The sequence below is a fragment of the Streptomyces sp. HUAS TT7 genome (genome assembly GCF_051550175.1).
Taxonomy (GTDB): domain Bacteria; phylum Actinomycetota; class Actinomycetes; order Streptomycetales; family Streptomycetaceae; genus Streptomyces.
The window spans coordinates 2,873,041-2,895,858 of record NZ_CP196175.1; the positions used below are offsets into that span (position 1 = coordinate 2,873,041).

20 protein-coding genes are annotated in these 22,818 nt (G+C 72.5%); 15 read left to right on the plus strand and 5 right to left on the minus strand.

All coding sequences use genetic code 11. From position 1 onward, the window contains the following. Positions 1–13: 13 nt before the first annotated feature. From ACSHXC_RS12670 to ACSHXC_RS12705, 8 genes are all read left to right on the plus strand, one after another. Positions 14–442, plus strand: a complete 429-nt coding sequence (locus tag ACSHXC_RS12670) for a DUF6507 family protein (protein WP_438291679.1) — start codon at positions 14–16, stop codon at positions 440–442. Further along, entirely contained in the window at positions 439–3,357 is a 2,919-nt protein-coding gene (locus ACSHXC_RS12675) for a hypothetical protein (protein WP_438291680.1), read from the plus strand. Before ACSHXC_RS12670 ends, ACSHXC_RS12675 begins: the two co-directional genes overlap by 4 nt. Then, complete coding sequence (locus ACSHXC_RS12680) at positions 3,341–4,234, plus strand: pentapeptide repeat-containing protein (RefSeq protein ID WP_438291681.1); 894 nt, start codon at positions 3,341–3,343, stop codon at positions 4,232–4,234. The genes ACSHXC_RS12675 and ACSHXC_RS12680 overlap by 17 nt, the downstream gene beginning before the upstream one ends. 64 nt (positions 4,235–4,298) lie before the next feature. Further along, a complete protein-coding gene (locus ACSHXC_RS12685) occupies positions 4,299–4,595 on the plus strand; it encodes a hypothetical protein (RefSeq protein ID WP_189962632.1) in 297 nt (98 codons plus the stop codon). A 13-nt stretch (positions 4,596–4,608) separates the two neighbouring features. Next, entirely contained in the window at positions 4,609–5,973 is a 1,365-nt protein-coding gene (gene eccD, locus ACSHXC_RS12690; RefSeq protein ID WP_438291682.1) for a type VII secretion integral membrane protein EccD, read from the plus strand. Between the two features lie 491 nt (positions 5,974–6,464). Beyond that, positions 6,465–7,607: a type VII secretion protein gene (locus ACSHXC_RS12695; protein WP_438291683.1), complete on the plus strand. Its 1,143-nt coding sequence runs from the start codon at positions 6,465–6,467 to the stop codon at positions 7,605–7,607. Next, a complete protein-coding gene (gene eccCa, locus ACSHXC_RS12700; RefSeq protein ID WP_438291684.1) occupies positions 7,604–11,611 on the plus strand; it encodes a type VII secretion protein EccCa in 4,008 nt (1,335 codons plus the stop codon). Before ACSHXC_RS12695 ends, eccCa begins: the two co-directional genes overlap by 4 nt. Beyond that, positions 11,608–13,035 (plus strand): DUF6177 family protein, encoded by a 1,428-nt coding sequence (locus ACSHXC_RS12705; RefSeq protein WP_438291685.1) that lies wholly within the window; start codon positions 11,608–11,610, stop codon positions 13,033–13,035. Before eccCa ends, ACSHXC_RS12705 begins: the two co-directional genes overlap by 4 nt. A gap of 223 nt (positions 13,036–13,258) precedes the next feature. On the opposite strand, the gene ACSHXC_RS12710 is transcribed toward ACSHXC_RS12705, so the two are convergent. Together ACSHXC_RS12710 and ACSHXC_RS12715 are read right to left on the minus strand one after the other, a co-directional pair. Continuing rightward, positions 13,259–14,257, minus strand: coding sequence for a PP2C family protein-serine/threonine phosphatase (locus tag ACSHXC_RS12710; RefSeq protein ID WP_438296547.1), 999 nt, complete (start codon positions 14,255–14,257; stop codon positions 13,259–13,261). A 190-nt stretch (positions 14,258–14,447) separates the two neighbouring features. After that, complete coding sequence (locus tag ACSHXC_RS12715) at positions 14,448–15,518, minus strand: Ku protein (RefSeq protein WP_438291686.1); 1,071 nt, start codon at positions 15,516–15,518, stop codon at positions 14,448–14,450. 59 nt (positions 15,519–15,577) lie between these two features. Between ACSHXC_RS12715 and ligD the strand changes: the two genes are divergently transcribed. Beyond that, positions 15,578–16,462, plus strand: coding sequence for a non-homologous end-joining DNA ligase (ligD, locus tag ACSHXC_RS12720; RefSeq protein ID WP_438291687.1), 885 nt, complete (start codon positions 15,578–15,580; stop codon positions 16,460–16,462). Then, on the plus strand, positions 16,459–17,364 hold the full coding sequence (locus ACSHXC_RS12725; RefSeq protein ID WP_438291688.1) for an ATP-dependent DNA ligase: 906 nt from the start codon (positions 16,459–16,461) through the stop codon (positions 17,362–17,364). Before ligD ends, ACSHXC_RS12725 begins: the two co-directional genes overlap by 4 nt. Positions 17,365–17,387: 23 nt before the next feature. Here ACSHXC_RS12725 and ACSHXC_RS12730 read toward each other — a convergent pair whose 3' ends face one another. Next, entirely contained in the window at positions 17,388–18,191 is an 804-nt protein-coding gene (locus tag ACSHXC_RS12730; protein ID WP_438291689.1) for a nuclease-related domain-containing protein, read from the minus strand. Positions 18,192–18,344: 153 nt separating this feature from the next. On the opposite strand from ACSHXC_RS12730, the gene ACSHXC_RS12735 reads away from it, so the two are divergent. From ACSHXC_RS12735 to ACSHXC_RS12755, 5 genes are all read left to right on the plus strand, one after another. Continuing rightward, positions 18,345–18,647: a zinc-ribbon domain-containing protein gene (locus tag ACSHXC_RS12735; protein ID WP_344378401.1), complete on the plus strand. Its 303-nt coding sequence runs from the start codon at positions 18,345–18,347 to the stop codon at positions 18,645–18,647. Between the two features lie 102 nt (positions 18,648–18,749). Continuing rightward, positions 18,750–19,376, plus strand: coding sequence for a class F sortase (locus ACSHXC_RS12740; protein ID WP_438291690.1), 627 nt, complete (start codon positions 18,750–18,752; stop codon positions 19,374–19,376). Between the two features lie 73 nt (positions 19,377–19,449). Then, positions 19,450–20,238 (plus strand): hypothetical protein, encoded by a 789-nt coding sequence (locus tag ACSHXC_RS12745; RefSeq protein WP_438296548.1) that lies wholly within the window; start codon positions 19,450–19,452, stop codon positions 20,236–20,238. Then, on the plus strand, positions 20,235–21,563 hold the full coding sequence (locus ACSHXC_RS12750; protein ID WP_438291691.1) for an ATP-binding protein: 1,329 nt from the start codon (positions 20,235–20,237) through the stop codon (positions 21,561–21,563). The genes ACSHXC_RS12745 and ACSHXC_RS12750 overlap by 4 nt, the downstream gene beginning before the upstream one ends. Before the next feature lie 100 nt (positions 21,564–21,663). Beyond that, positions 21,664–22,005 (plus strand): SH3 domain-containing protein, encoded by a 342-nt coding sequence (locus ACSHXC_RS12755; RefSeq protein WP_438291692.1) that lies wholly within the window; start codon positions 21,664–21,666, stop codon positions 22,003–22,005. 9 nt (positions 22,006–22,014) lie between these two features. Here ACSHXC_RS12755 and ACSHXC_RS12760 read toward each other — a convergent pair whose 3' ends face one another. Together ACSHXC_RS12760 and ACSHXC_RS12765 are read right to left on the minus strand one after the other, a co-directional pair. Then, positions 22,015–22,272 carry an SHOCT domain-containing protein gene (locus ACSHXC_RS12760; RefSeq protein ID WP_438291694.1) on the minus strand — a complete coding sequence of 86 codons (258 nt, stop codon included), beginning with the start codon at positions 22,270–22,272 and terminating at the stop codon, positions 22,015–22,017. A gap of 3 nt (positions 22,273–22,275) precedes the next feature. Next, positions 22,276–22,761 (minus strand): DUF6325 family protein, encoded by a 486-nt coding sequence (locus ACSHXC_RS12765; RefSeq protein WP_438291695.1) that lies wholly within the window; start codon positions 22,759–22,761, stop codon positions 22,276–22,278. Positions 22,762–22,818: the final 57 nt, after the last annotated feature.

Here is a 22,818-nt window from a genome sequence, read left to right on the forward strand (position 1 = left end):
CGGGGGAGATTTCGTGTCGGCTTGGGACATCAAACCGTCCGGGGTTTCGGGCGTATTGAAGAAGACGGCCACCGCGGCCGAGGCCATGTCGAAGGCCGGAACAGCGATGCAGGAAAGCCTGAAATCGGCGGCGTCGTCGGCGGGCACGATCTCGGGCCCGTACTGCGGCACGGAAGCCCCGATGGGCCCCGTCGGCGGCGCCCTCGGCGAGTTCATGCAGCACAAGGCGCAGGAGCTGGGCTACATCGCCGTGCGCACCGAGCACTCGCTCAACGGTGCCTACGATGCGACGACCGAGTATGCCAAGGGTGACCTGGACATGGCGGCGAACAAGCAGAAGCAGGCCGTCAGGGAACCCGTGATCAACGACAAGGGCCAGGAGCTCGGCCCGGACGGCAAGCCGGTCGAGAAGCCGGACGGCAAGGCGGGGGCGGGTAAGTGAGCAAGGACGTCATCGAGCCCGGCGGCATCCCGATGTTCACCGGCAACCTGGAGCAGCTGGCCAAGGACGCGGCGGCGCTGACGAAGCAGGCCGGTGAGTTCCGTGACGGCGGGTCCAACGTCCACCAGGAGTTCCAGGGGCTGTCCGCCTGTTACCAGGCGCCCGAGGCCGACCAGTTGTTCGCCACCACCCTGCCGGTGAAGACGAAGGCGGATGATTTCGCGGACGGGCTGGAGAAGGCTGCCGCGGCGCTGACCGAGTACGAGGGTGTGGTGCGGCCGCTGGTCGCGAAGCTGCAGAGCTTGCGCACCGAGGCGTTCGCGTTCACCGACAGCATCGCGGGTGATGATCACTGGCGGCGCGACCAGAGCAAGATCGACCACAACGAGCGGCTGATGAAGGACGTCGGTGCCACCGTCGCCGCCTTCACCGATGCCGAGCGGGCCTGCCACGACAAGATCACCGCGCTGGTCGGCGGGAGCAAGCTCACCGTCGACGACGGCAGCCACAAGCCCGGCATGTACGGGTACTCGGCGGATGCCCTCCAGCATGCCGAGGAGACCCCGTGGGGCGGGCACGCCGAGCGCGAGTACACGGGTCTGGCCTGGGCGTGGCACCAGGTCAAGAGTTTCGTGTGGGACGGGTTCATCGTCGACGGGATCTGGGGCACCATCAAGGGCCTGGGCACCCTGGTCGGCACCGACGGCTGGGACAAGGCCGGCCAGGCCTGGACCGGCCTCGCCAAACTCGCCACCGGCCTCGCCATCTCCTCCACCCCCTTCGCCGCCGCGTTCTGGACCGTCCCCGACAAGGACATGCCGTCCTGGCTGCGCGACTCGCGGACCGCGATGAAGGAGACCGGCAAGGCACTCGTCGCCTGGGACGAGTGGGGCAAGAACCCCGCCCGCGCCGCCGGCGGAGTCACCTTCAACGTCCTGACCACCGTCTTCACCGGCGGCTCCGGCGCCGCGGCCAAGGGCGGCGCCGTCGCCAAGGTCCTCTCCGTCACCGGCAAGGTCGCCAAGGTCGTCGACCCCATGACCTACGTCGCCAAAGCCGGCAAATTCGGACTCATCAAAGTCGGCGACCTCTTCACCGGCCTCAAAAACATCCACACCGGCGCCTACACCGACGTCCTCGCCGGCGGCGGCCGCTTCAACATCGACGGCACCTACGTCAAAAACCCCGACGTCCCCGTCGTCAAGGGCAACTACATCGAATGGCCCGGCGGCAGCCGCCTCAACCTCGACGACGGCAAGGTCTACAAACCCGACGGCACGATATCGCCGGCCAAGGTCGAACTCAGCGCCGACGACATCACCCGCCTCAAGAACTCCCTGCCACATGTGGACGAGCCGGTCAAGGCCGGCGCCGACCTCAAGGAACCGGCCATGGCCGGAGCGCACAACCCGGCACACACACCGGGCGGTATGGCTCATGACCCGGCCCACACACCTGGCGGCACCGCCCACGACCTCGGGCCCTCCGCCAGCCACGAGACCCCGGGCGGGCCGTCGCACAATTCCGTACCGACGACTCACAACTCCGTACCGGCCTCGCACGACCTCCCCGGTACGGGATCGCACGGCGACCTCCCCACCAGCGGGCACGGCGGCGGTACGGGCGGCGGCGACGCCGGAGGGCCGCCCGGCAGTGGTGGGTCGCATCTTCCCGACGGGCCCGGGGAGCCGCGGGGCAATCTGCCCGACGGGTCCTGGGAGGGGCCGCAGGGGCTGCACCTCGATCCGCACGCCAACGCGGCGGCCGACCAGTTCATGCACCGGGCCGAGTCGGCCGAGCCGGGCATCACCGACGCGGTGAAGTCCGCCGCCGACCGGGTGGACCACGGCAAGCTCAACGGCCTGGAGTACCGCCTCAAGGGCGAGGACTCTCTCAAGCGCAAGATCGCGACGGCGCTGCACGACGACCCGATGCTGCGGCCCGAGGACGCGCTCGGGAACGTCAAGGACTCGCTGCGCTACACCGTCGAGCTGCCCTCCAAGGACTACGCGCACGGCGTGCAGCAGGCCGTCGACGACTTCCGCAGCCGCGGGTTCGAGAACGTCACGTTCAAGAACACCTGGGACAGCGCCGGCTACAAGGGCATCAACTCGACCTGGCGCGACCCGGTTTCGGGTCAGGTCTTCGAGGTGCAGTTCCACACGCCGGAGAGCTTCACGGCCAAGATGGACGGCCATGTCCTCTACGAGAAGGAACGCCTGCCCGGCATTTCCCACGAGGACCTCGCGGCCATCCGGGCCGAACAGAGCGACTTGTTCGGAAAGGTTCCGGTGCCGCACGGGGCCGGGGATCTGCATATCGATCTCGGTCATGAGCCGCACGGTTCGGCATTGCCCGAGGCTCCGCACGTCGACCACGGCCAGCACGGGCCTGCCTCCGTGCACGGCAACGGTCCGCCGGCCGAGCTCACTCCGGCCGAGCGCGTTACGCACGATTCGCATCTCCAGGCGATCGAGAAGAAGTACGCCGACGATTTCGACGTCTTGAAGCAGGACCCCGATCACAAGGGGAAGGTCAAGCCGTCGGAGATGGACGAGGCGCGGATCGCCCTCGACATGCGCGAGAGCGGAAAGGTGCCCTCCGACATTCAGCGTCCGCCGGGTGCGAATCAGGGTGACCTCTACTCGCCGAGCATCGGGGAGTTCTACGACATCAAGGGCGTACACTCCGACTGGCCTCCGCTCAATAACGTTCGCGACAAGTCGCTGCCGTTCAAGGGCGCGTACGACCCCGCGAACAACGGGAGCTGGGTGCGCAAGCTGGAGGACCAGATCGTGAACAGGAAGCGCGTGGTCATTCTGGACATGCGCAATACCGATCAGGCCGCTATTGACGATGTCAGGGCAATTGTCGAAGACCATGGGTGGAGTGATCGGGTTGTCTGGTATCCGTGACGAAGGCGAGCGGCGGATCGTCCGGGCCATGCCGAAGGACGCCGAGGCCGCGGCCGCGCTCCGCGAGTGGGCCGAGCAGCCGGGTTCGCTGCTCGGTGTCGACGGGCTCGACCTGACCGCCGCCGATCTGTCCGGCGCCGATCTCGGTGGCGGCATGCTGACCGGGACCGTGCTCCGGGACGCCGTGCTTGTGGGCACCGACTTCTACCGGTGCCACATGGAAGGCGCGGTGCTCGACGGCGCGGACCTGACCGGCGCCGGCCTGATCAAGGCCGTGCTGGACGGGGCCTCCCTGCGGAGCGCCAAGCTGGACGGCGCGGATCTGGGCAGCGCCGAGCTGTCCGAGACCGATGTGCGGGGCGGCTCGCTGCGCGGCGCCCGCCTCGACGGCGCCGCGCTGCTCGGCGCCCTGCTCCAGGGCGCCGACCTCACCGACGCCTCGGTGAACGAGACCTCGTTCAGCGTCGTGGTCGACGAACACACCGTCGTCCAGGGCCTGTCGGGCTCGGTGTTCGGGCCGATGGTCGTGGAGGGCGGCGAGCAGCGCCGTGAAATCCGCGGCCGCGAGCTGGAATTGTGGCTGAACGGCCGGGGCGCCGATGTGCGGGTGATCGACCCCGCTTCTCGGGAGATCACGTACTACGCGAAGATCGGCGACGGATATCCGCGGAGCAGCCCGCGCGGAATTGTCCGGCGTCGTTTCCTCGACGGTGTCGCCTACGACGAGGCTTTCACCCGGAATCTGCGCTGGGAGCCGACCGAATACCTCCGGCTCTACGAGCTCGGTCACAACGAGGTCGACCATGTGGAGATCACCGAGGCCGAGGCCGACGCTTTCGTCGCGGCGGTCACCGCGAAGCTCCGCGAACGGCCTTGATTCCCGCCCGTACCGGCATTTCCGCCGTACGGCATGAGCAGGATCCGAAGGAGATTGCCCGGGCATGACTGCCGCGCAGGACTATGACAGCCAATTGCTGGAGTCGGTTTCGGTACGGCGCCGACGACTTCGCGATGCCCTTCTGTTCGGGGGGCAGCGCGGGCGGCGGTCCGTCGATGAACGGCTCGGCAAGCTGTTTGCCGGAATTGTGATTGCGGCGGTGCTGTGCGCGGGTTGTGTGGGCTGGTCGTTCATTTCGCACAAGCTCATCGGCAAGTCCCCGTACGGAACGTCGGTTCAGCCGACTTCAACCCCCTCTTCCTCTGCTTCTTCGCCCGCCGTGAAGTCTTCGGCCCGATGATAGGTTCGCACGCGTGATAGCTACGGGATCGGTGAGCCGTACGGCATTGAGCCGGGTCACTCTGGTCGGTGAACAGCGTCGGGTCGATCTCGTTCTGCCGTCCGAAGAACCAATTGGGGTGCTGCTGCCCGAAATCATGCGGCTGCTCGGCGACGGTCCGGGCGGCCGCCCGATGCTGCGCCATCTGACAACGGCCGACGGATCGGCGCTCGCCCAGGACTCGACGCTGGCGTCGGCGGGCGTGCCCGACGGCGCGGTGCTGCGCCTGGTGCGGGTCGAGGACGCGCCTTCGGCGCCCGTCGTGCACGACGTCACCGACGAGGCCGCGGACGATCTCGATGTACGGGCCTGGCGCTGGCGTCCCGCGTCGCGGCGCGCGGTCGCGGGGCTCGCCACCGTCGGCTGGGCTCTGGCGGCCGGGGTGCTCGCGCGCGACGAGTTCGCCCTTTCCGCGGTCGGCGCGGTGCTGCTCGCGGTGGCCGGTGTCGGCGCGATCGCCGGGCCGGTGCTCGGCCGGGCCGGGCAGCGCGGGCCCGCGACCACGCTGATCGTCACGGCCGGGGTGCTTGGCGTGCTCGGCACGTGGACGCTGGCCGACGCGTACGGCTGGCCGGGCGGCGCCCGGCTCGGCGCGGTCGCCGCCGCCCTCGTGGTGGCTCTCTTGCTCCTCGGACTGTTCTCGCCGCTCGGGCGGGGCGGGCTCATCGGGGCCGGGGCGGTCGCCGGGGCCGGGGTCTGCTGGGAGGCCGTGATCGCGGCGCAGTCCGGGGCAGGTACGGCGGTCGGGCAGGCGCGGGCCGGGGCGATCGTGGTGGTCGTCTCCGCGCTGCTGCTCGGGGTGCTGCCGCGCCTCGCGCTGATGGCGTCCGGGCTCTCGGGCCTCGACGACCGGCGCTCCGGCGGCGCGTCCGTCAGCCGCTACCAGGTGTCGACCGCGCTCGCGGCCACCCACCGCGGGCTCGCCCTCGCCACCGTCGTCATGGCCGGCTGCGCGGCGGTCGCCGGGATCCTGGCGCTGCGTACGCCGACGGTGTGGACGGTGCCGCTCGCCTCGGTACTCGCCGTGGTGCTCGCCCTGCGCGCGCGGGCGTATCCGCTGGTCGCCGAGGTCGTGGGGCTGTTCGCGGCCGCCGCCGCGGTGACCGGGCGGCTGGCCTGGGTCTGGTGGGAGCGCACCGGCGCGGTCGGCCCGCTGGCCCTGCTCGTGGTCCTCGCACTGGCCCCGGTCGCGGTGCTCGTCATCCAGCCCGCGGACCATGTACGGGTCCGGCTGCGGCGGTTCGGCGACGCGCTGGAATCGATCGGCGTGATCGCGCTGTTCCCGTTGGTGCTCGGGGTGTTCGGGGTGTACGGGCGTCTGCTCGGCACATTCGCGTAGGTATGCGTAGAGGTCGGGATATGGCTGTGGGCGAGGACTGGCAGCGCGATGTGCTGCGCGAGCTGAACGGGGGGAACTCGGCGTCGGTGGCACCCCAGGGTGCGGATGCCCTCGGCTCGGCGTCGGTGGCACCCCAGGGTTCCGGTTCGGCGGAAGGTGCCTTCCCTTCGGCAGCATCGGCCGCGGAGCGGGGTGCGGTTGGCTCGACGGGGCCGGGCTCGCAGCCGGGTTCTGGTTCGGCGGAGGGGGCTTTCGGCCCGGCCGGGTCGGCCCCGCAGCCGCATTCCGGCTCGGCGGAAGGTTCCTTCGGCTCGGCCGCATCGGCCGAACAGCAGGGTCCCGGCAGTCCGACAGCACAGCCGGTTTCGGGCAACCCCGCGACTCCCTCCGGCCGGCCCTACACCGGCCCCGCCGAGGGTACGTTCCGGATACGCCCACTTGAGCCCCGCCCGGTCGACACCTCCCTGGATGCCCCAACTCCCGCTTCGGCCATGGGAGTTGGCGCCACCGCCCCCGACCCCCGCCAAGCCACCGCCGGAACCCTCGACGCCATCGCCGCCGCGCGTGCCGCCGCCCAGTACGGATCCGGCGCCCCGGACGATCGGCCCGCCGGGCTGCCCGTGCCCACCCCGCAAGACCCGCCCCCTGCCGACCGCCCCGCCACCCTGCCCGAGCTCCGTGTCCCCGGCGGGCGGGACGCCGCCGTGCCCATGGCCACGCCCGAGTCCGTGCCCACCGTCGATCCCCGGCTCGCCGTGGCGCTCGGGCGGCCGGTGCACGGGGACTCCGTGGCCAAGCGGGCCGGGCGGTCCGTGCGCAAGCTCGGGTCGTCCGCCGCGCAGGACGTCGCCGAGGAGAGCCGGATCGGGCGGGAGTTGCAGCAGCCCGTGACGACCGGGCGGGTCATCGCGGTCACCTCCATCCGGGGCGGGGTGGGGAAGACCACCGTCGCCGCGCTGCTCGCCCGGAGCTTCAACCACTACCGGCACGATCCCGTGCTCGCCCTGGAGGCGGACGGTGCGCTCGGCACACTGCCGGTCCGGCTCGGTGTCGAATCGGTGCGCTGGTCCTGCGCCGATCTCGCCGACATCCTCACGCCTGCCATGCAGCTGACCGACGTCACCGGCTATCTCGTGCCGGTCACCGACGGCGGCTGGCTGCTGCCCGCGAGCCAGGGCCGCCTCGGCGCGCCGCTGAGCATGCGGACGTACCGCACCGTGACGCTCGCGCTGCGGCGGTACTTCGCGGTGACCGTGGTCGACTGCGAGACGCTGCCGGGCGAGGTGGCGCGTACGGCCATGGACACCGCGCACGCCCGGATCGTGGTCGCCCCGATGACCGCGGAGGGCGTCGGCGGCACCCGGCTGGTCCTGGACTGGCTCGCCCATCTCCCGCACTCGGCGCTGGCCACCACCGTGGTGGCGCTCACCGCCAACTCACCCGATATGACACTGGACTTGAAGACCGCCACCGCACATCTGCGAGAGGCGGGCGTCACCGTGCTCCCGGTCCCCTACGACCGGCATCTGGCCCAGGGAGGCCCCATCCAGACCGCACTGCTCGGCCGGGCCACCCGGCAGGCCGCCGTCGCGCTGGCCGCCGAGGCGATGGAGCGGGCGGTGAGGGTGCGATGACGCTGCACCAGGTCCACCGCCCGGCCCGCTCGACCCGGCCGGCCGCCCCCGCGGCGCCGCGCGCCATCGAGCCGCCGCCGAACCTGCCCGAGGGCAAGACCGGCACGGCCGCGACCGCGCTGCTCCCGATGGCAGGCGTGATGAGCTCCGTGATCATGATGACGGTGATCCGCAACAGCCAGTTCGCGGGCCTCGGCGCCATCGTGCTTGTCGTGGCACTGCTCGGCGCGGTCGCGCTGTTCCTGTCCCAGCGGGGCAAGGCGCAGCGCACCCGGCGCACCCAGCGCGAGCGCTACCTCGAATATCTGGAGGAGCAGCGCGAGGAACTCGGCGCCGTGGAGCGGGAGTCGAGGCTTCAGGCCCGTCTCCTGAACCCGCCGCCGCAGGCGCTGTACGACCTGCTGCGCGATCCCGCGCGGCTGTGGGAGCGGCGGCGCGGCGATGCCGACTTCCTGCGCGTGCGGGTGGGCACCGGCACCGTACCGACGCAGGATCTGTCGATCGGGCAGAACAGTGCGCAGGGCGTGCTGACGCCGCCTGACCCGTTCATGCTGAACGAGGCGCGGGCGCTGGTGGCCCGGTATGCGACGGCCACCGAGTCGCCGCTGACGGTGCCGCTCGACCGGGCCGCGAACGTGAGCGTGGTCGGCGACCGCGAGGGCGTGCTGCGGGTCGCGCGGGCGCTGCTCGTGCAGGCGGCCGTCACACACGCCCCGGACGACCTGGCGATCGCGCTCGGCGTGCCGGGGGACCGCCTCGACGACTGGGAGTGGGCCAAGTGGCTGCCCCATGTCCTGGACGCGCTGGAGAGCGACGGCCCGGTGGCCGCGCGCCGGATCGCGCCGAGCATGCCGCAGCTGGCCCGCCTGATGCGGACGGAGCTGCGCCAGCGGGCCTCGTACGCGGCGGAGGTGCGCCGGGGTCTGTCCGACCGGAACGCGCTGCGGATGATCGACCGGCTGCTCGTGGTGAGCGACGAGTACGGCGCCCCCGCCGATGAACTGCCCCGTCCCGACACGGCAGTCGGCCTCACCGAGATGGGCGTGACCGTGCTGCATCTCCTTGAGCAGCAGGTGCACGAGCCGGACCATGTCACGGTCCGGATCAGCGTCGACGGCGACCGCGTCACGGTCGAGGACCTGCGCGACCCGGCGAACCCGGCGCCCCCGGTGTCGTACGGCCTGTCCGACGAGGTGAGCGCGGCCGGGGCCGAGGGGCTCGCGCGCATGCTGGCGCCGCTGCGGCTCTCGGCCGAGTCGGTGGCCGAGGGCACGCCGGTGACCGGCCCCGTGGACTTCCCGCAGTTGCTCGGCATCGACGACCCGGCGGACCTGGACATCGGCCGGCTGTGGGCGCCGCGCGGCGAGCGGGCGTTCCTGCGGGTGCCGATCGGGCTCGACGACCGGCACCAGCCGGTGCTTCTCGACCTGAAGGAGTCCTCCGAGCTGGGCATGGGCCCGCACGGGCTGTGTGTGGGCGCGACCGGCTCCGGCAAGTCCGAGCTGCTTCGCACCCTGGTGCTCGCCCTTGTCGCCGGGCATCCCCCGGAGGACCTGGCGCTGGTCCTGGTCGACTACAAGGGCGGCGCCACGTTCGCGCCGTTCGCCGAGCTGCCGCACGTGGCCGGCGTGATCACCAACCTGGAGAACCAGGCGGGCCTCGTCGAGCGCGTGCACACCAGCCTCGCGGGCGAGGTCAAGCGGCGTCAGCAGGTCCTCAAGGACGCGGGCAACGTCGCCGACATCGGGCACTACGCGGCCCTGCGCGCCGAGCGGCCCGAGCTCGAACCGCTCCCCCATCTGTTCGTGGTGATCGACGAGTTCGGTGAACTCCTCACCGCCAAGCCGGACTTCATCGACCTGTTCCTGTCGATCGGCCGCATCGGCCGCTCCATCGGCGTCCACCTGCTCCTGTCCAGCCAGCGCATCGAGGGCGGCAAGCTCAAGGGGCTTGACACCTACCTCTCGTACCGGCTCGGCCTGCGGACGTTCTCCGCCGACGAGTCGCGCACGGTCCTGGACACCACGGACGCCTTCCACCTGCCGCCGCTGCCGGGCTTCGGCTATCTGAAGGTCGACACATCGACGTACGAACGCTTCAAGGCGGGCTACGTCTCCGGGGCCTACCGGGGTCCCGCCGTTCTGGAGCAGCAGGACGACGCCCCGCTCGCCTGGCCGTATCCGACCTTCAACTCCCCTGCGCAGGAAGAGAGTTCGGACGCCGCACCCGAGCCGCAGATGCGTGAGCGGGAGACCGGGCCGACCGTCATGTCGGCGATGGTCGACCAGCTGCGTACGGCCGCCGAGCCGGTGCGCCGGATCTGGCTGCCCCCGCTGCCGGGGGCCATCAGCCTCGACGCCGCGGCGGGCCCCCTCCAGGTCTCCGAGCACGGGCTCCAGCTCGCTCACCGGCCGGGCCCGATGCGGGTGCCGCTCGGCCTGCTCGACGATCCGGGCCGGCAGTGGCAGGGCCCCTGGACCCTCGACCTAACCGTGGCGGGCGGACATGTGGCCGTCATCGGCGGCCCCCAGTCCGGCAAGACGACCCTGCTGCGCACCCTCGCGCTCTCGCTCGCCCTGACCCACACCCCGGCCCAGGTCGCCCTGTACGGGCTCGACCTGGTGGGCGGCGGCCTCGCCGCGCTGGCCGGGCTTCCGCACGTGGGCGGGATCGCCGGGCGGGCCGACCACGAGCGGGCCGCGCGCACGGTCGCCGAGGTGCGGGCCATGCTCGCCGCCCGCGAGGAGCTGTTCCGCGAGCACGGCATCGACTCGGTGGACGAGCTGCGCAGCCTGCGCGCGCAGGGCCGGCTTCCCGAGCTCGGCTCGACGGACGTGGTGCTGCTCGTGGACGGGTACGGGGCGCTGCGCGACGAGTTCGCCGCGCTGGACGACGACGTGGCCGACCTGCTCAAGCGCGGCAGCGGCTACGGCATCCACATCGTGGCGGGCATGCTGCGCTGGAACGACGTACGGATCGCGACGCAGTCGATGTTCGGCACCCAGCTGGAGCTGCGCCTCAACGACCCGTCCGACTCGTCGATCGACCGCAAGCTGTCCGAGACGCTCGCCCAGGACACCCCCGGGCGCGTGCTGACCAACGGCAAGCTGTTCGCGCAGGCCGCCCTTCCGCGCACCGACTCGGTCGCGTCGTCCGCCGACCTCGGCCCCGCCCTGGAGGACGCGGCCCGGACGGTGCGGGCCACCTGGCACGGCGAACTCGCCTCTCCCGTACGGGTGCTGCCGACCCGGCTGCCCGCGCAGCGGCTTCCCTCGCCGGCCGCCGAGCCGAAGCGGATCCCGATCGCGGTCGACCAGGACGCGCTCGACCCCGTGCTCCTCGACCTGTTCGAGCACGACCAGCACCTGCTGATCCTGGGCGACAACGAGTGCGGCAAGACCAATCTGCTCAAGCTCATCGCCCAGCAGTTCACCGCCCGCTACAGCGACGAGGAGCTGGTCTTCGCGGTGTTCGACCCGCGCCGCGGGCTGCGCGGCGTGGTGCCCGAGCCGTACCGCGGGGGCTACGCGCACAACGCGAAGATCAGCGTGGGGCTCGCCTCCGGGATCGCCGCCGAGCTGGAGAAGCGGCTGCCGGACGAGACCGTCGACCACGACGCGCTGCCGGACGGGCCCTCCTTCAGCGGGCCGCGCATCGTCATCCTGGTCGACGACTACGACATCCTGACCACCGCCGGCCAGCAGCCCCTCGCACCGTTCCTGCCGTACATCTCCTCCGCACAGGACATCGGGCTCCACTTCGTGGTGGCCCGCCGTGTCGCGGGATCCTCGCGGGCGCTGTACGAACCGTTCCTGACCACCCTGCGCGAGACGGGCACCGCCGCGCTCGTGATGACCGGCGACCGCACGGAGGGCCAGCTGTTCCCCGGCCTGTACGCGTCCGCGCAGCCGCCGGGCCGCGGCTTCCTGGTGCGCCGCGGCCGCCGCCACCAGCTCGTCCAGACCGCCCTCGCCCACCAGCCGGAAGAAGCAGAGCACTCGTGACCAAGGACGTCATCGCCCTCACCCCGAAGATGCCGGACACCTGGGCCCTGCTCGCCGGTCTGTACGCGGGCGGGCCCGGGCTCTCCGTCGACACCGGCCACGACGGCGCGGTGGTGCAGCTCTGCGCGGCGGACGGCCGCCCGCTGGTCTCCCTGGAGGCGCCGCTGCTCGTGCAGGTGCCGGGCGAGGCCGAGCGCCTCCTGGGAGGTGACGTCACGCCCCCCGAGGGCTCGTTCTGGTGGACGGAGGCGCGGGCCTCCACGGCGGCGCCCGAGGCCGAGCGGCTCGCCGGGTCGGTGGCCGGGCGGCTCACCACCCTGCTCGGCGGCACCGCCTGGCCGCCCGGCGCCGCGAGCACCGAGGTCGTCCCGGTCGCCGAGGGTGCCTCGGACGCCGGGGTGAGTGCGCGGCCCGCGGCCGGTGGGGCACACCCCACGGTGGACGTGCTGACCGAGTCGACCGCCGTCGTCATGTGCGACCGGCCGGTCATCGCGCTGACCGCCTGGCTCTCGCACATCCTGCGCGCCGCGGTCGAGAGCCGCCGCGCGCTCCAGATCGTGACCCCGCCCGGCGTGCGGCTCAGCCTTCCGCTGCGTACGGCGCTGACCGGCGCGCCCAACCGCTGGGTGGTCAAGGACCCCGACTGCGGGTACTACGACGGGCTTTCCGGCGCGGTGCTGCGCTGGCAGGACGGTACGTTCGCGCCGGCCCGGGACGCCGCGGGCCAGGCGGTGGTGGCCGAGGCGTTCACCGCGCCCGCGCTCACCTCCGAGCGGCAGCTGATCGTCGCGTTCCGTACGGTGCACAACGCGGACGAGAACCTGGTCCTGGGGCGCGCCCTGTCGGCCGCCTGGGAGGCGCTGACCGGCGCGGCCCCGGCCGGCTGGGGCACCGCGGAGCCCATCAACCTCCCTTGGTCCGCCCGCCAGTTGACCGACCTCGCCCGCGACCGGGCGCCCGAGCCGACCCAGCTGCTCGCCGTCGGCGACCCGGCGCGGCCGGCGCTGGCGGGGCTGCGGGTTTCGCGGGTCGAGCGGGGAGTGGCGGTGGACGCGACGCTCACCCTCGGCTACGGGCCCAGCGAGGCGCCCCCGCTGGACGCGATCGAGCCCCTGGCGTCGACCCTGGCCGGCTCGCACGGCCTGACCCACATGCTGGTCACCCTGCGCCGAGGCCGCCGCGACCTGGCCGTCCCGGCCCACTTCGAGGCGCCTCCGATTCCGGTGTCGTACACGCTGGGAGCGGACGGAGTGCGCTCGGCCGGGCTGGCTCATGCGGGCCGGCCACCCCTGGCGGTGCGCCCCGTCCGGCTCGGCCCGGACGCGGGGCCCGCGCTGTACTACCCGCTGGGGGACGGTACGGATGCGGCCACGTGGCCGATGCTGGAGCAGCTGACGGCCCACCTGGAACGTCCAGGGGCCTGAGCCGAAGCCCCCTCAGGGGCGCGGGGAACTGCGCGCTCAGCCCCCACGGCCCGCAGCCGAACGGACAGCGAGGGCCTCTCGCGTCTGGGCCGCTCCCGCGGGTAGTTGGTCGGCCGCGGGTTGTCCGTGGCTGGTCGCGCAGTTCCCCGCGCCCCTGAGGTGAACCGGTGCTTCACGGCTACCCCCCTCGGCTGAAGCGGAGCCAGGCCGAGGCCGGCCCGGGTCAGTCGCGATGGCGGAGCAGCAGCATCGCCGCGTCGTCGTGCAGCGGCCCCTCCGTGTGGAGGATGAGGTCACGCCGCAGGGCCTCCAGGGCCGCCTCGGGGTCGGGGTCCTTCAGGAGTGGGGTGCGGGCGCCCAGGGGGTAGAACTCGCCCGATGTGTCGCGGGCCTCGGTGACCCCGTCCGTGTAGAGCAGGAGCTGGTCGCCGGGGGCGAAGGCCACCCGGAAGGGCTGCGGGCTCTCCCCCGAGCCGAGCCCCAGGCCGAGCGGCAGCGCGTACGACGGGGGTTCCGGGAAGGACACCGAGCCGTCGGCCCGTACCAACAGCGGCGGCGGATGCCCGTAGTTGAGGAACACCGCCCCGTTCGCGGGGTCGAGCTCGGCGATGATCGCGGTGACGAACTTCTCGCCCTCCAGGGCCCGCCCCGCCGCCCGCTCGACCCGCGCGCCCACCCCCTTCAGGTCCGGCTCGTCGTGGGCGGCCTCCCGGAACGCCCCGAGCACCACGGCCGCCGTCTCCACCGATTCGAGCCCCTTGCCCTGGACGTCCCCGATGATCACGCGCACCCCCTCGGGCGCCGCCACCACCTCGTACAGGTCCCCGCCGATCCTGGCCTCCGCGACCGCCGAGGTGTACGAGACCGCCGCGCGCAGATGCCCCGCGCTGCGCGGCACCGGCCGCAGCAGCACCCGCTGGGCGACCTCGGCGATGGAGCGCATGCCGGCGAGCTCGGCCTCACGGCGCTGACGCATCACGGCCCCGGCCACACCGACCGCGGTCACCCCCGCGACGGCGGCCAGCGAGGCGAAGCCCCGGCGCTCCTCGAAGAGCTCGCTGTAGATCCCGAGACCGACCCCGGCTCCCAGGGCGATCAGGCCGACGACGACGGTGCGCCGCCAGCCGCCGACCAGACCGGCGAAGGCGGGGCCGAGCGAGACCAGCGGCAGCAGCCCCACCGTGGGGCCCGCGATCAGGTTCGCCACGACGACCAGCGCCATCACCGCGTACGGCAGAACCGCGAGCACGACGGGGTCCGGGCTGCCCTGCCGCCCGGTACGGGTGCGGCCGTCGCCGGTTCTTCGCACCATGACCGCACCCCTTTCACACCCTTGGGCATCCCCTTCGCCATCGCGGACGCGCCACAACCCTTCCGTTACCGAATCGAGGCCGCGCGCCGGGAGACGGAGGTCAGGCGCTGGCCCGCTTCTTCGGGGTCGTCTTCTTCGCCGCGGTCTTCTTGGCGGTGGTGGCGGTGGACTTCTTCGCACCGGTGGACTTGGGGCTCGCCGCCGCCGACTTCTTCGCCGCCGTGGTCGTGGTCCTGGTGGCGGTGCTCTTCTTGGCCTGGGAGGTCCTGGTCTGCGTGGTCTTCTTCGCCGCAGGAGCCTTCCTCGCCGCCGTCCTCTTCTCCGGCGCGGACTTGCGGGCCTTGCGCGAACTCAGTTCGGTGACCTCGGCGACCTCCCCCTCCTCGCCCTCGCCGCGCGCGGCCTTCGCGGCCTTGACGCTGCTCTCCAGGGCGGCCATCAGGTCGATGACCTTGCCTCCCTTGGCGGCGGGCGCCTCCTCCGCCCGGGGCAGCGCGCCGTCGGCCTTCGCGGCGATGAGCTCCTCGACGGCGGCCCGGTAGTCATCGTGCAGGGTCGCCATGTCGACCTCGCCGAGGGTGTCCATCAGGGCGTCGGCCAGGTCGAGTTCGGCCTCGCGGACGCTGACGTCGGCCTCGGGGGCGGCATCCTCCGACGCCCGGATCTCGTCCGGCCAGAGCAGCCCGTGCATCGCGATGACGTCGTCGACCACCCGCAGCATGCCGAGCCGCTCCCGCCCGCGCAGCGCGAACTTGGCGATGGCGACCTTCTGGCTCCGCTTGAGGGCCTCGCGCAGCAGGGTGTACGGCTTCGCGGCGGGCACCCCGTTCGCGGAGAGGTAGTACGCGGCGTCCATCTGGAGCGGGTCGATCGTGTCGGCCGGCACGAAGGCGACGATCTCGATCGTCTTGGCGGTGGGCAGCGGCAGGGAGGCCAGATCGGCGTCGGTGATCGGGATCATCGAGCCGTCGGCGTCCTCGTACGCCTTGCCGATCTCCTCGGTGCTGAGCTCCTCGCCGTCGAGTTCGCACACCTTGCGGTAGCGGACCCGGCCGCCGTCCGCCGTGTGGATCTGGCGGAACGAGATCGAATGGTTCTCGGTGGCATTCACGAGCTTGATCGGGATGCTGACCAGGCCGAACGAGATCGCACCGTTCCAGATAGATCGCACGGTCTCTCCTCTTCGTCCCCGAGGAGTGTGGTTCGTGTGGTTCGTGGGACTCTCATCGTATGACGCCGATCACGGAGGTGGAGGGGCGGCGGATCGCCCTGTCGAATCTGGAGAAGGTCCTCTACCCGGCCACCGGCACCACCAAGGGCGAGCTCCTGCACTACTGCGCCTCGGTCTCGGGCCCGCTCCTGGCCCAGCTGGACAACCGCCCGGTGTCGTTCCTGCGGTTCCCGGACGGCCCCGGGGGCCAGCGCTTCTTCACCAAGAATCCGCCGCCGGGCACGCCCTCCTGGGTGAGGACGGCCGCGGTGCCGCGCTCGGAGGACAAGGCGGCCCGGCAGGTCGTGGTGGCCGATCTGGCCACCCTGATGTGGGCGGCGAACCTGGTGGTGGAGTTCCACACCCCGCAGTGGCGGGCGGACGCCCCCGCGGAGGCCGACCGCCTGGTCCTCGACCTCGACCCGGGCGAGCCCGCGAGCGTCGTGGAGTGCTGCGCGGTGGCGGTGTGGCTGCGGGACCGGCTCGCGGCGGACGGCCTCGACGCGTACGCCAAAACCTCCGGCGCCAAGGGGCTGCACCTGCTCTCCCCGCTGGAGCCGACCCCCTCCGATCAGGTCTCGGCCTACGCGAAGACGCTGGCCAGGGAGGCGGAGGCGGCCCTGCCGAAACTGGTCACGCACAAGATGGCGAAGGCGCTCCGGCCCGGCAGGGTGTTCGTCGACTTCAGCCAGAACGCCGCCGCGAAGACCACCGCGACGCCCTACACCGTGCGCGCCAAGGAGCGCCCGACGGTGTCGGCGCCGGTGTCGTGGGCGGAGGTCGAGTCGTGCGGAGCCCCGGCCGACCTGACGTTCCTGATCGGCGACATCGGGCCCCGCCTGGCCCGGGACGGCGACCTGCTGGCCCCTCTGGCCGACCCCGACCGGGCGGGCCGCCTCCCATGAGCGCCCCGGCCCTGCGGCCCCCGCTCACCGTCGCCCTCGCGGAGGCGGTGGCCTCGCTGCCGCGCGGGGCGGGGTGGGCGTACGAGCCGAAGTTCGACGGGCACCGGATGGTGGTGTTCCGGGAGGCGGAGCGGGTCGTGCTCCAGGCGCGCTCGGGGCGCGTCATCACCGGCGCGTTTCCCGATCTGGCCAACGCGGCAAGGGAGTTGAGGCCCGGGACGGTCCTGGACGGGGAGGTCGTGGTGTGGTCCGGCGGGCGCACCGACTTCGCGGCGGTCCAGCGCCGCGCCGCCGCCACCCCCGCCCGGGCCCCGCTCCTGGCCCGCCGCCTGCCCGCCTCGTACGCCGCCTTCGATCTGCTCGCGGACGCGGGCCGGGACCTGCGGGCCGAGCCGTACGAGCGCCGGCGGGCCCGGCTCCTGGAGGTCCTGGCCCCGCTCGGCCCGCCGCTCCAGGCCGTACCGATGACGACCTCCGTGGACACCGCGCTGACCTGGTACGAGACGCTGCCCGCGAGCGGCATCGAGGGCCTGGTCGCCAAGCGTATGGACGCCCCGTACCGGGCCGGGCACCGCTCCTGGCGCAAGCTGCGGCACACCGACACCCGCGAGGCGGTCGTCGTCGGGCACACCGGCAGTGCGGCCCGGCCGGCCGCGCTCGTCCTGGTGCTGCCCGGCGACGACGTGCCGGTGGTGTCGGGCCCGCTGTCCGCCGCCCTGCGCGCGGAGGCCGGCCGCGCGCTCGCCCCGCTCGCGGCCGAGGGAGGCGGCACGGCGGTCGCGGCCGGCCTCGGCGAGGTGGCGTACCGGGCGGTCGCGGAGGGGCTGCTCGCGGAGGTCGAGTGGGCCACCACCCGGCACGCGGGGGCGGTGGTGCTGCGTCTGCGGGACGCCGAGGGCTGAGCGGAGTACTCGGACTCGGGCACTCAGACCCGCAGCCAGGTCCTGCGATCCCGGGCCGTCCAGTACAGGGACTCCACATCCGCCGGTTTCAGGACACCGCCCATGCGGGCCAGGTCCGGGATCTCGCTGTCCTTCAGGACGCTCACGCCCCGGACGCCGGGCGGGCCGAGCTCCACCCGTTCCGCGCCGACCAGGACGAGCACGGGCCGCACCGCCGCCGCGAGGGCGAGGGAGGCGCGCTCGGCCTCGTGGCGGGCGTGGCGCAGATACGGCACGGAGGCGGTCCGGCCCACGGTGACCAGCGGGTCGGCGATCCGCACCCGGTGGCGCTGGGCGGCAAGGGAGCGCACGGTGAGGACGCCTGCGGGCCCCACCAGCAGGTGGTCGATCCTGGCCTCCCCCGGCAGCGGGACCGAGTGCAGGACCCGCCAGCCCGCGCCTTCCAGCCGCTCCAGGGCGGCCCCGGCGAGCTGTTGCGCGGCGAGCTCCCGGCGGCGCGGGTCGGTCCTGAACCGGCGCTGGGGCTCGTACCGCTCCAACTCGGTCAGGATCGCCTCGCCGGGCCGGTTGGGCGCAAGGTCGTCGTCCGGGTGCAGGGAGAGCCGGACCAGGTCGGCGGGGGTCGGCACCGGCGGCGGGCCGACCGTCAACTCACCGACGGCGTACGGGCGCAGCGCGGCGAGCACCTCGTCCCTGCAGTCGTCGAGCAGCAGGGACACGCGCCCGGTGTCCCGGTCGTACCAGGCGACGCTGCGCCCGTCCGGGAGGCTGACGTACAGTCGCGCCTGTCCGTGCCGGTGTACCGGTGTGACCCGCAGTGCTGCCATGCCCCATCACCCCACCACGACCATGGGAACAGCCCGATGCCCGTGAGGGCAATAAGTCGTGTGGGCGTCGTCACAACGCGATGGACGCAGGACGGTCATGCCCACGACACTTACGCGCGACACGACCCAGGAATCCGGGAGGGGAACCACTCAATGATCATCTTCGGCACCCGCGGCTATCTCTACCAGCTCGCGATGCTCACGCTGGTGTGCGGCAACTGCGGCAACCCTTCGGCGCACGGGCTGCGCAAGTACGTCACGAAGTTCACGCTGTTCTTCGTCCCGCTGTTCCCGATCTCCACGCGGTTCCGTACGCAGTGCACGTTCTGCGGGCTTGAGCAGCAGATCACCAAGGAGCAGGCCGAGGGCCTGCTGGCCCAGCCGGTGGCCCCGCAGCAGCAGTACGGCCAGCCGCAGCCGGGCCAGATGCAGGGCCAGAACCCCTACCAGCAGTAGGCCCGGCCGGGGGCCACGCGTAACGACACCGCCCGCTGAAGTACGGCCGGCTGTTACATATGCGGGGCAAAGCCGCAATATCGGGCATTTAGCGTCGTACGCATGACCACGCCCACCCTGACCCGGATACCCAGGATCGCCGCCGCCTCCGTGCTCGCCCTCACCGTCGGCGGCGGGCTCATGGCCTGCACCCCCGACACCGTGGCCAAGGCCCCCGACGTCAGGGTGCAGAACGCCGCCGCCCCGCAGGCCGAGGCGGCGGCCGGCCCGATGAAGGCCTCCGAGCCGACCCGGCTCGTGATCCCCTCCGCGGGGGTCGACGCGAGCCCCGTGCTGCGGCTCGGGGTGGACGACGCGCAGGAGCTGGAGGTGCCGCCGGTGGACCGGGCCGAGCAGGCGGGCTGGTACACCGGCAGCGTCACACCGGGCGAGAAGGGGGCCTCGGTCCTGGTCGCGCACTACGACACCGCGAAGGGGCCGGCGCTGATGCGGAACGTGAAGAACATGAAGGTCGGCGACGTGATCGAGGTCGGCCGGGCGGACGGCTCGACCGCGGTGTTCAAGATCCGGGAAACCCAGCAGGTCGAGAAAAAGGACTTCCCGACGCATAAGGTTTACGGGACGACACATCGCGCCGAGCTTCGCCTCATCACCTGCGGCGGTCCGATCAAGGACGGTCACCGCTCGGCCAACATCATCTTCTATGCCGACCTGGTCAAGGCCGAATAACGCACCGGGGCTCGGGCGAAGCCCCGGCGGAAGGTGAAATAGCCTGGGGTTCCCGCACGACAGGAGCACCTTGATCCGCCACCTCCGCACAGCCCTCCTGGCACCCCTGCTGACCGCAGTGGGTGCCCTGCTGCTGTCCGGTTGCGGCGGGGCGGGCCACCTGGAGAGCTCGGGTGCGACGCCGACGGCGATCGGCCCGATACACCTGTGGCCGGATCTGCCGCCCGCGACCGCGACCCCGAACGACTACGGCGAGACCGACACGGAGCAGGTGCCCGGCATCAAGGTGACCGGGGGCGACGTCCGCAAGCTGAACCCGGTCGCCGTGGTGCAGGCCGAGGTGAAGGCGCACCCGAACACCTACAGCGGCGAGGACGGTCTCTACGACGAAACGGTCCGGCAGCTCGCCTCCTGCAAGCAGAAGCCGGGCAGCTGCCCGGTGCTCAAGCCGTACTACCGGGATCTGACCGGGGACGGCAAGGACGAGCTGATCCTGGGCATCCGGATGCCGGACCAGCAGCTCGCGGTGCGCTGCTACATGCCGGCCAAGGACGGCGGCCTGATCCGCATCATGTCCACCGTCGACCAGATCATCAGCGTCGACCTGGCCGGCCGCGACGTGATCCTGCGGTCGGTGTCCGCGGGCATGCCCGGGTACGAGTACCGCACCGCGTGGTCCTGGGACGACCACCAGCAGGCGATGCTCCCCACCCGGGACGAGATCGTGCGCCACAAGACCGGCGGCGAGACTCCCGGCGGGAAGCACCCCGCACCGTCCGGCGCCGGGCAGCTCTCGCCGTCGCCGAAGAAGAAGCCGCCGACGGCGAAGCCGTCGGCCACCCCCACGGCGGACGCACCATGAGACTCCCCCGGATACCGAGGCCGCCCCGCCTGCCGCTGCCCCGCTGGACGGCGACGCTGACCTGGAAGTCGGCGGTCTTCATCACCGTGATGTGCTGCGCGCTCGCGTCGCTGCTCGGCATCCTGGTGCACGTGTCGGTGACCCGGCAGACCGTGGGCGAGGCCCGCCACAAGGCGCTCGACCGGCTCACCGACGTCACCCGGATGTACGAGGCGGGCGAGCAGCTGCCGCCCGGCGCCGGCCTCGACCCGCCCGAGCTGCCGCCCTCGCTGCGCGCGCTCGCCGTCTCCGGCAAGCGCGGCACCCTCGTCGACGACGACCACGGCCGCCCCACCATGTGGGCGGCGGGCCCGGCCGACGGCAGGGCGCTGGCCGCCGAGATCGACTACACCCAGAGCGCCCGCACCATCAACGGCCTGGACAAGGCCATCCTCGGCTCGTCCATCCTCGCGATCGGCGCGACCCTGCTGGTCGGCGTCTTCGCGGTCACCCGGATCACCCGGCGGCTGCACCAGACGGCGACGGTGGCCCGCCGGATCGACGCGGGCGACCTCGACGCCCGCGTCAACGACCCCCGCACCAAGGACCCCTCGCGCCCCCAGGACGAGGTGGCCACCGTGGCCGGCGCCCTGGACACGATGGCCTCCACGCTCCAGGGCAAACTGCTCAGCGAGCAGCGCTTCACCGCCGATGTGGCGCACGAGCTGCGCACCCCGCTGACCGGTCTGCACGCGGCGGCCGAGCTGCTGCCCCAGGGCCGCCCGGCCGAGCTCGTACGCGACCGGGTGCAGGCGATGCGCTCGCTCACCGAGGACCTCCTGGAGATCTCCCGCCTGGACGCGGGCAGCGAGACCGTCGACCTCGACATGCAGCAGCTGGCCCCGGTGGTGGAGCGGGTGGTGCGCGCCTCGGTCGCCTCGGGGACGGCGGAGGCGGACACCACCCTCACGGTGGTGCGGGACGCCTGCGTGGAGACCGACAAGCGCCGCCTTGAGCGGGTGATCGGCAACCTGCTCGCCAACGCCCACAAGCACGGCAAGGCCCCGGTCGAGCTGACCGTGCACGGCCCGGTCGTCACCGTCCGGGACCACGGCACGGGCTATCCGGACTACCTCCTCGACCACGGCCCGCAGCGCTTCCGTACCGACGCCGGAAGCAAGGGGCACGGGCTCGGCCTCACCATCGCGGTGGGTCAGGCGGCCGTGATCGGCGCCGAGCTGCGCTTCGCCAACGCCGCGGACGGCGGCGCGGTGGCCCGGCTCGAACTCCCCGAGTACGTCGACTTCGAGGCGCCCGAGTCCGGGGAGCGCCCGCACGCCGAGTGACGCCTCATTACGCTTTGCGATATCCCATGAGCGAATTTACCGTGAGGCAGGCGAATTGAGGGTCGTCCACCCGCGGCCCCGCCCCCATCCAGGAGGCACCATGTCCCTGCGCTCACCCCTTGCCGCACTCGGCCTTTGCGTGGCCACCGGCGCCGTGGCCGCCCTCGCCACGGCGCGGACGGCCGTCGCCGAGGAGTTCGCGGACAACGGGTACAAGGGCCGCGTCACCGCCAGGTCCGGCCTGCTCCTGCGCGACCGGCCCACCCGCGGCAGCAGGATCGTCGGCACGGCGCCGTACGGCTCGATCGTGCACATCTTCTGCAGGACCAGCGGCGACCGGGTGAACGGGAACGACCACTGGTACCTGCTCACCGACGGCAGCTGGGCGTGGGCGTCGGCCTATTACATCGACAACATCGGGGCCGTACCGCGCTGGTGCTGAGCCGGCCGCTCAGCCGCCGAGGAGTCTGGACTTGGCGGATGCGAACTCTTCGAGCGTGAGCAGTCCTTCGCTGACCATGTCACCCAGGCGGGCCAGCCGGTCGGCGACATCGGCGCCGCTCGCGTACACGGGCGCGTGCGGCGCCGCGGCGTGCGCCGCACGGTCGGCGGCGTAGCCCGGGCTGCCGGAGAGCAGACCGCGCAGCAGGGGCGCACCGGCCGGGCGCTCGACGGGGTGGCCTTCGGGGCGGGCGGGTCGGACGTACATCGGTCAGGCCTCCGTTCCGGTGGACGGTGACGAGGATGAGGAGGGGGACGGGGATGGGGGCGAGGACGGTGCGGACGCGGCCAGCGCGGCGAGTCCCGCCTTCACCTCGGCGAGCCGCTCCGGCGGGATCCGTACCGAGCCGGCGATGCGGCCGCCGGCCGCCCGCACCTCCTCGGCCGCCTCCGCCGCCCAGAGGTGTTCGACCAGGACGAGCAGCGCGCAGTTCCCGCGGTCCAGGAGCCCGGCCGACTCGGCGACGTCCTCGGGGCCGATGAGCCGGGCCGCGTCCCGGCCGCCGAGCATCCCCCGGAGCTCCTCGAACTCGTCGAGTTCGGCGGCGAGCACCTCGCCGCCGGCGGTCTTCGTGACGACCAGCGCGTCGATCAGGGCGACGGCGCCGGACCGGCGCAGCGCGCCGAGCGAGGCGACCGCCCGGACCCTCAACTGCTCCTCGGGAAAGGCGAGGACGATGAACTCCACGGGCCCCATGGCGCCGGCTCCTTTTTGACGGACCGTCATGCATTCCGTTCGGCACTTTATGACATA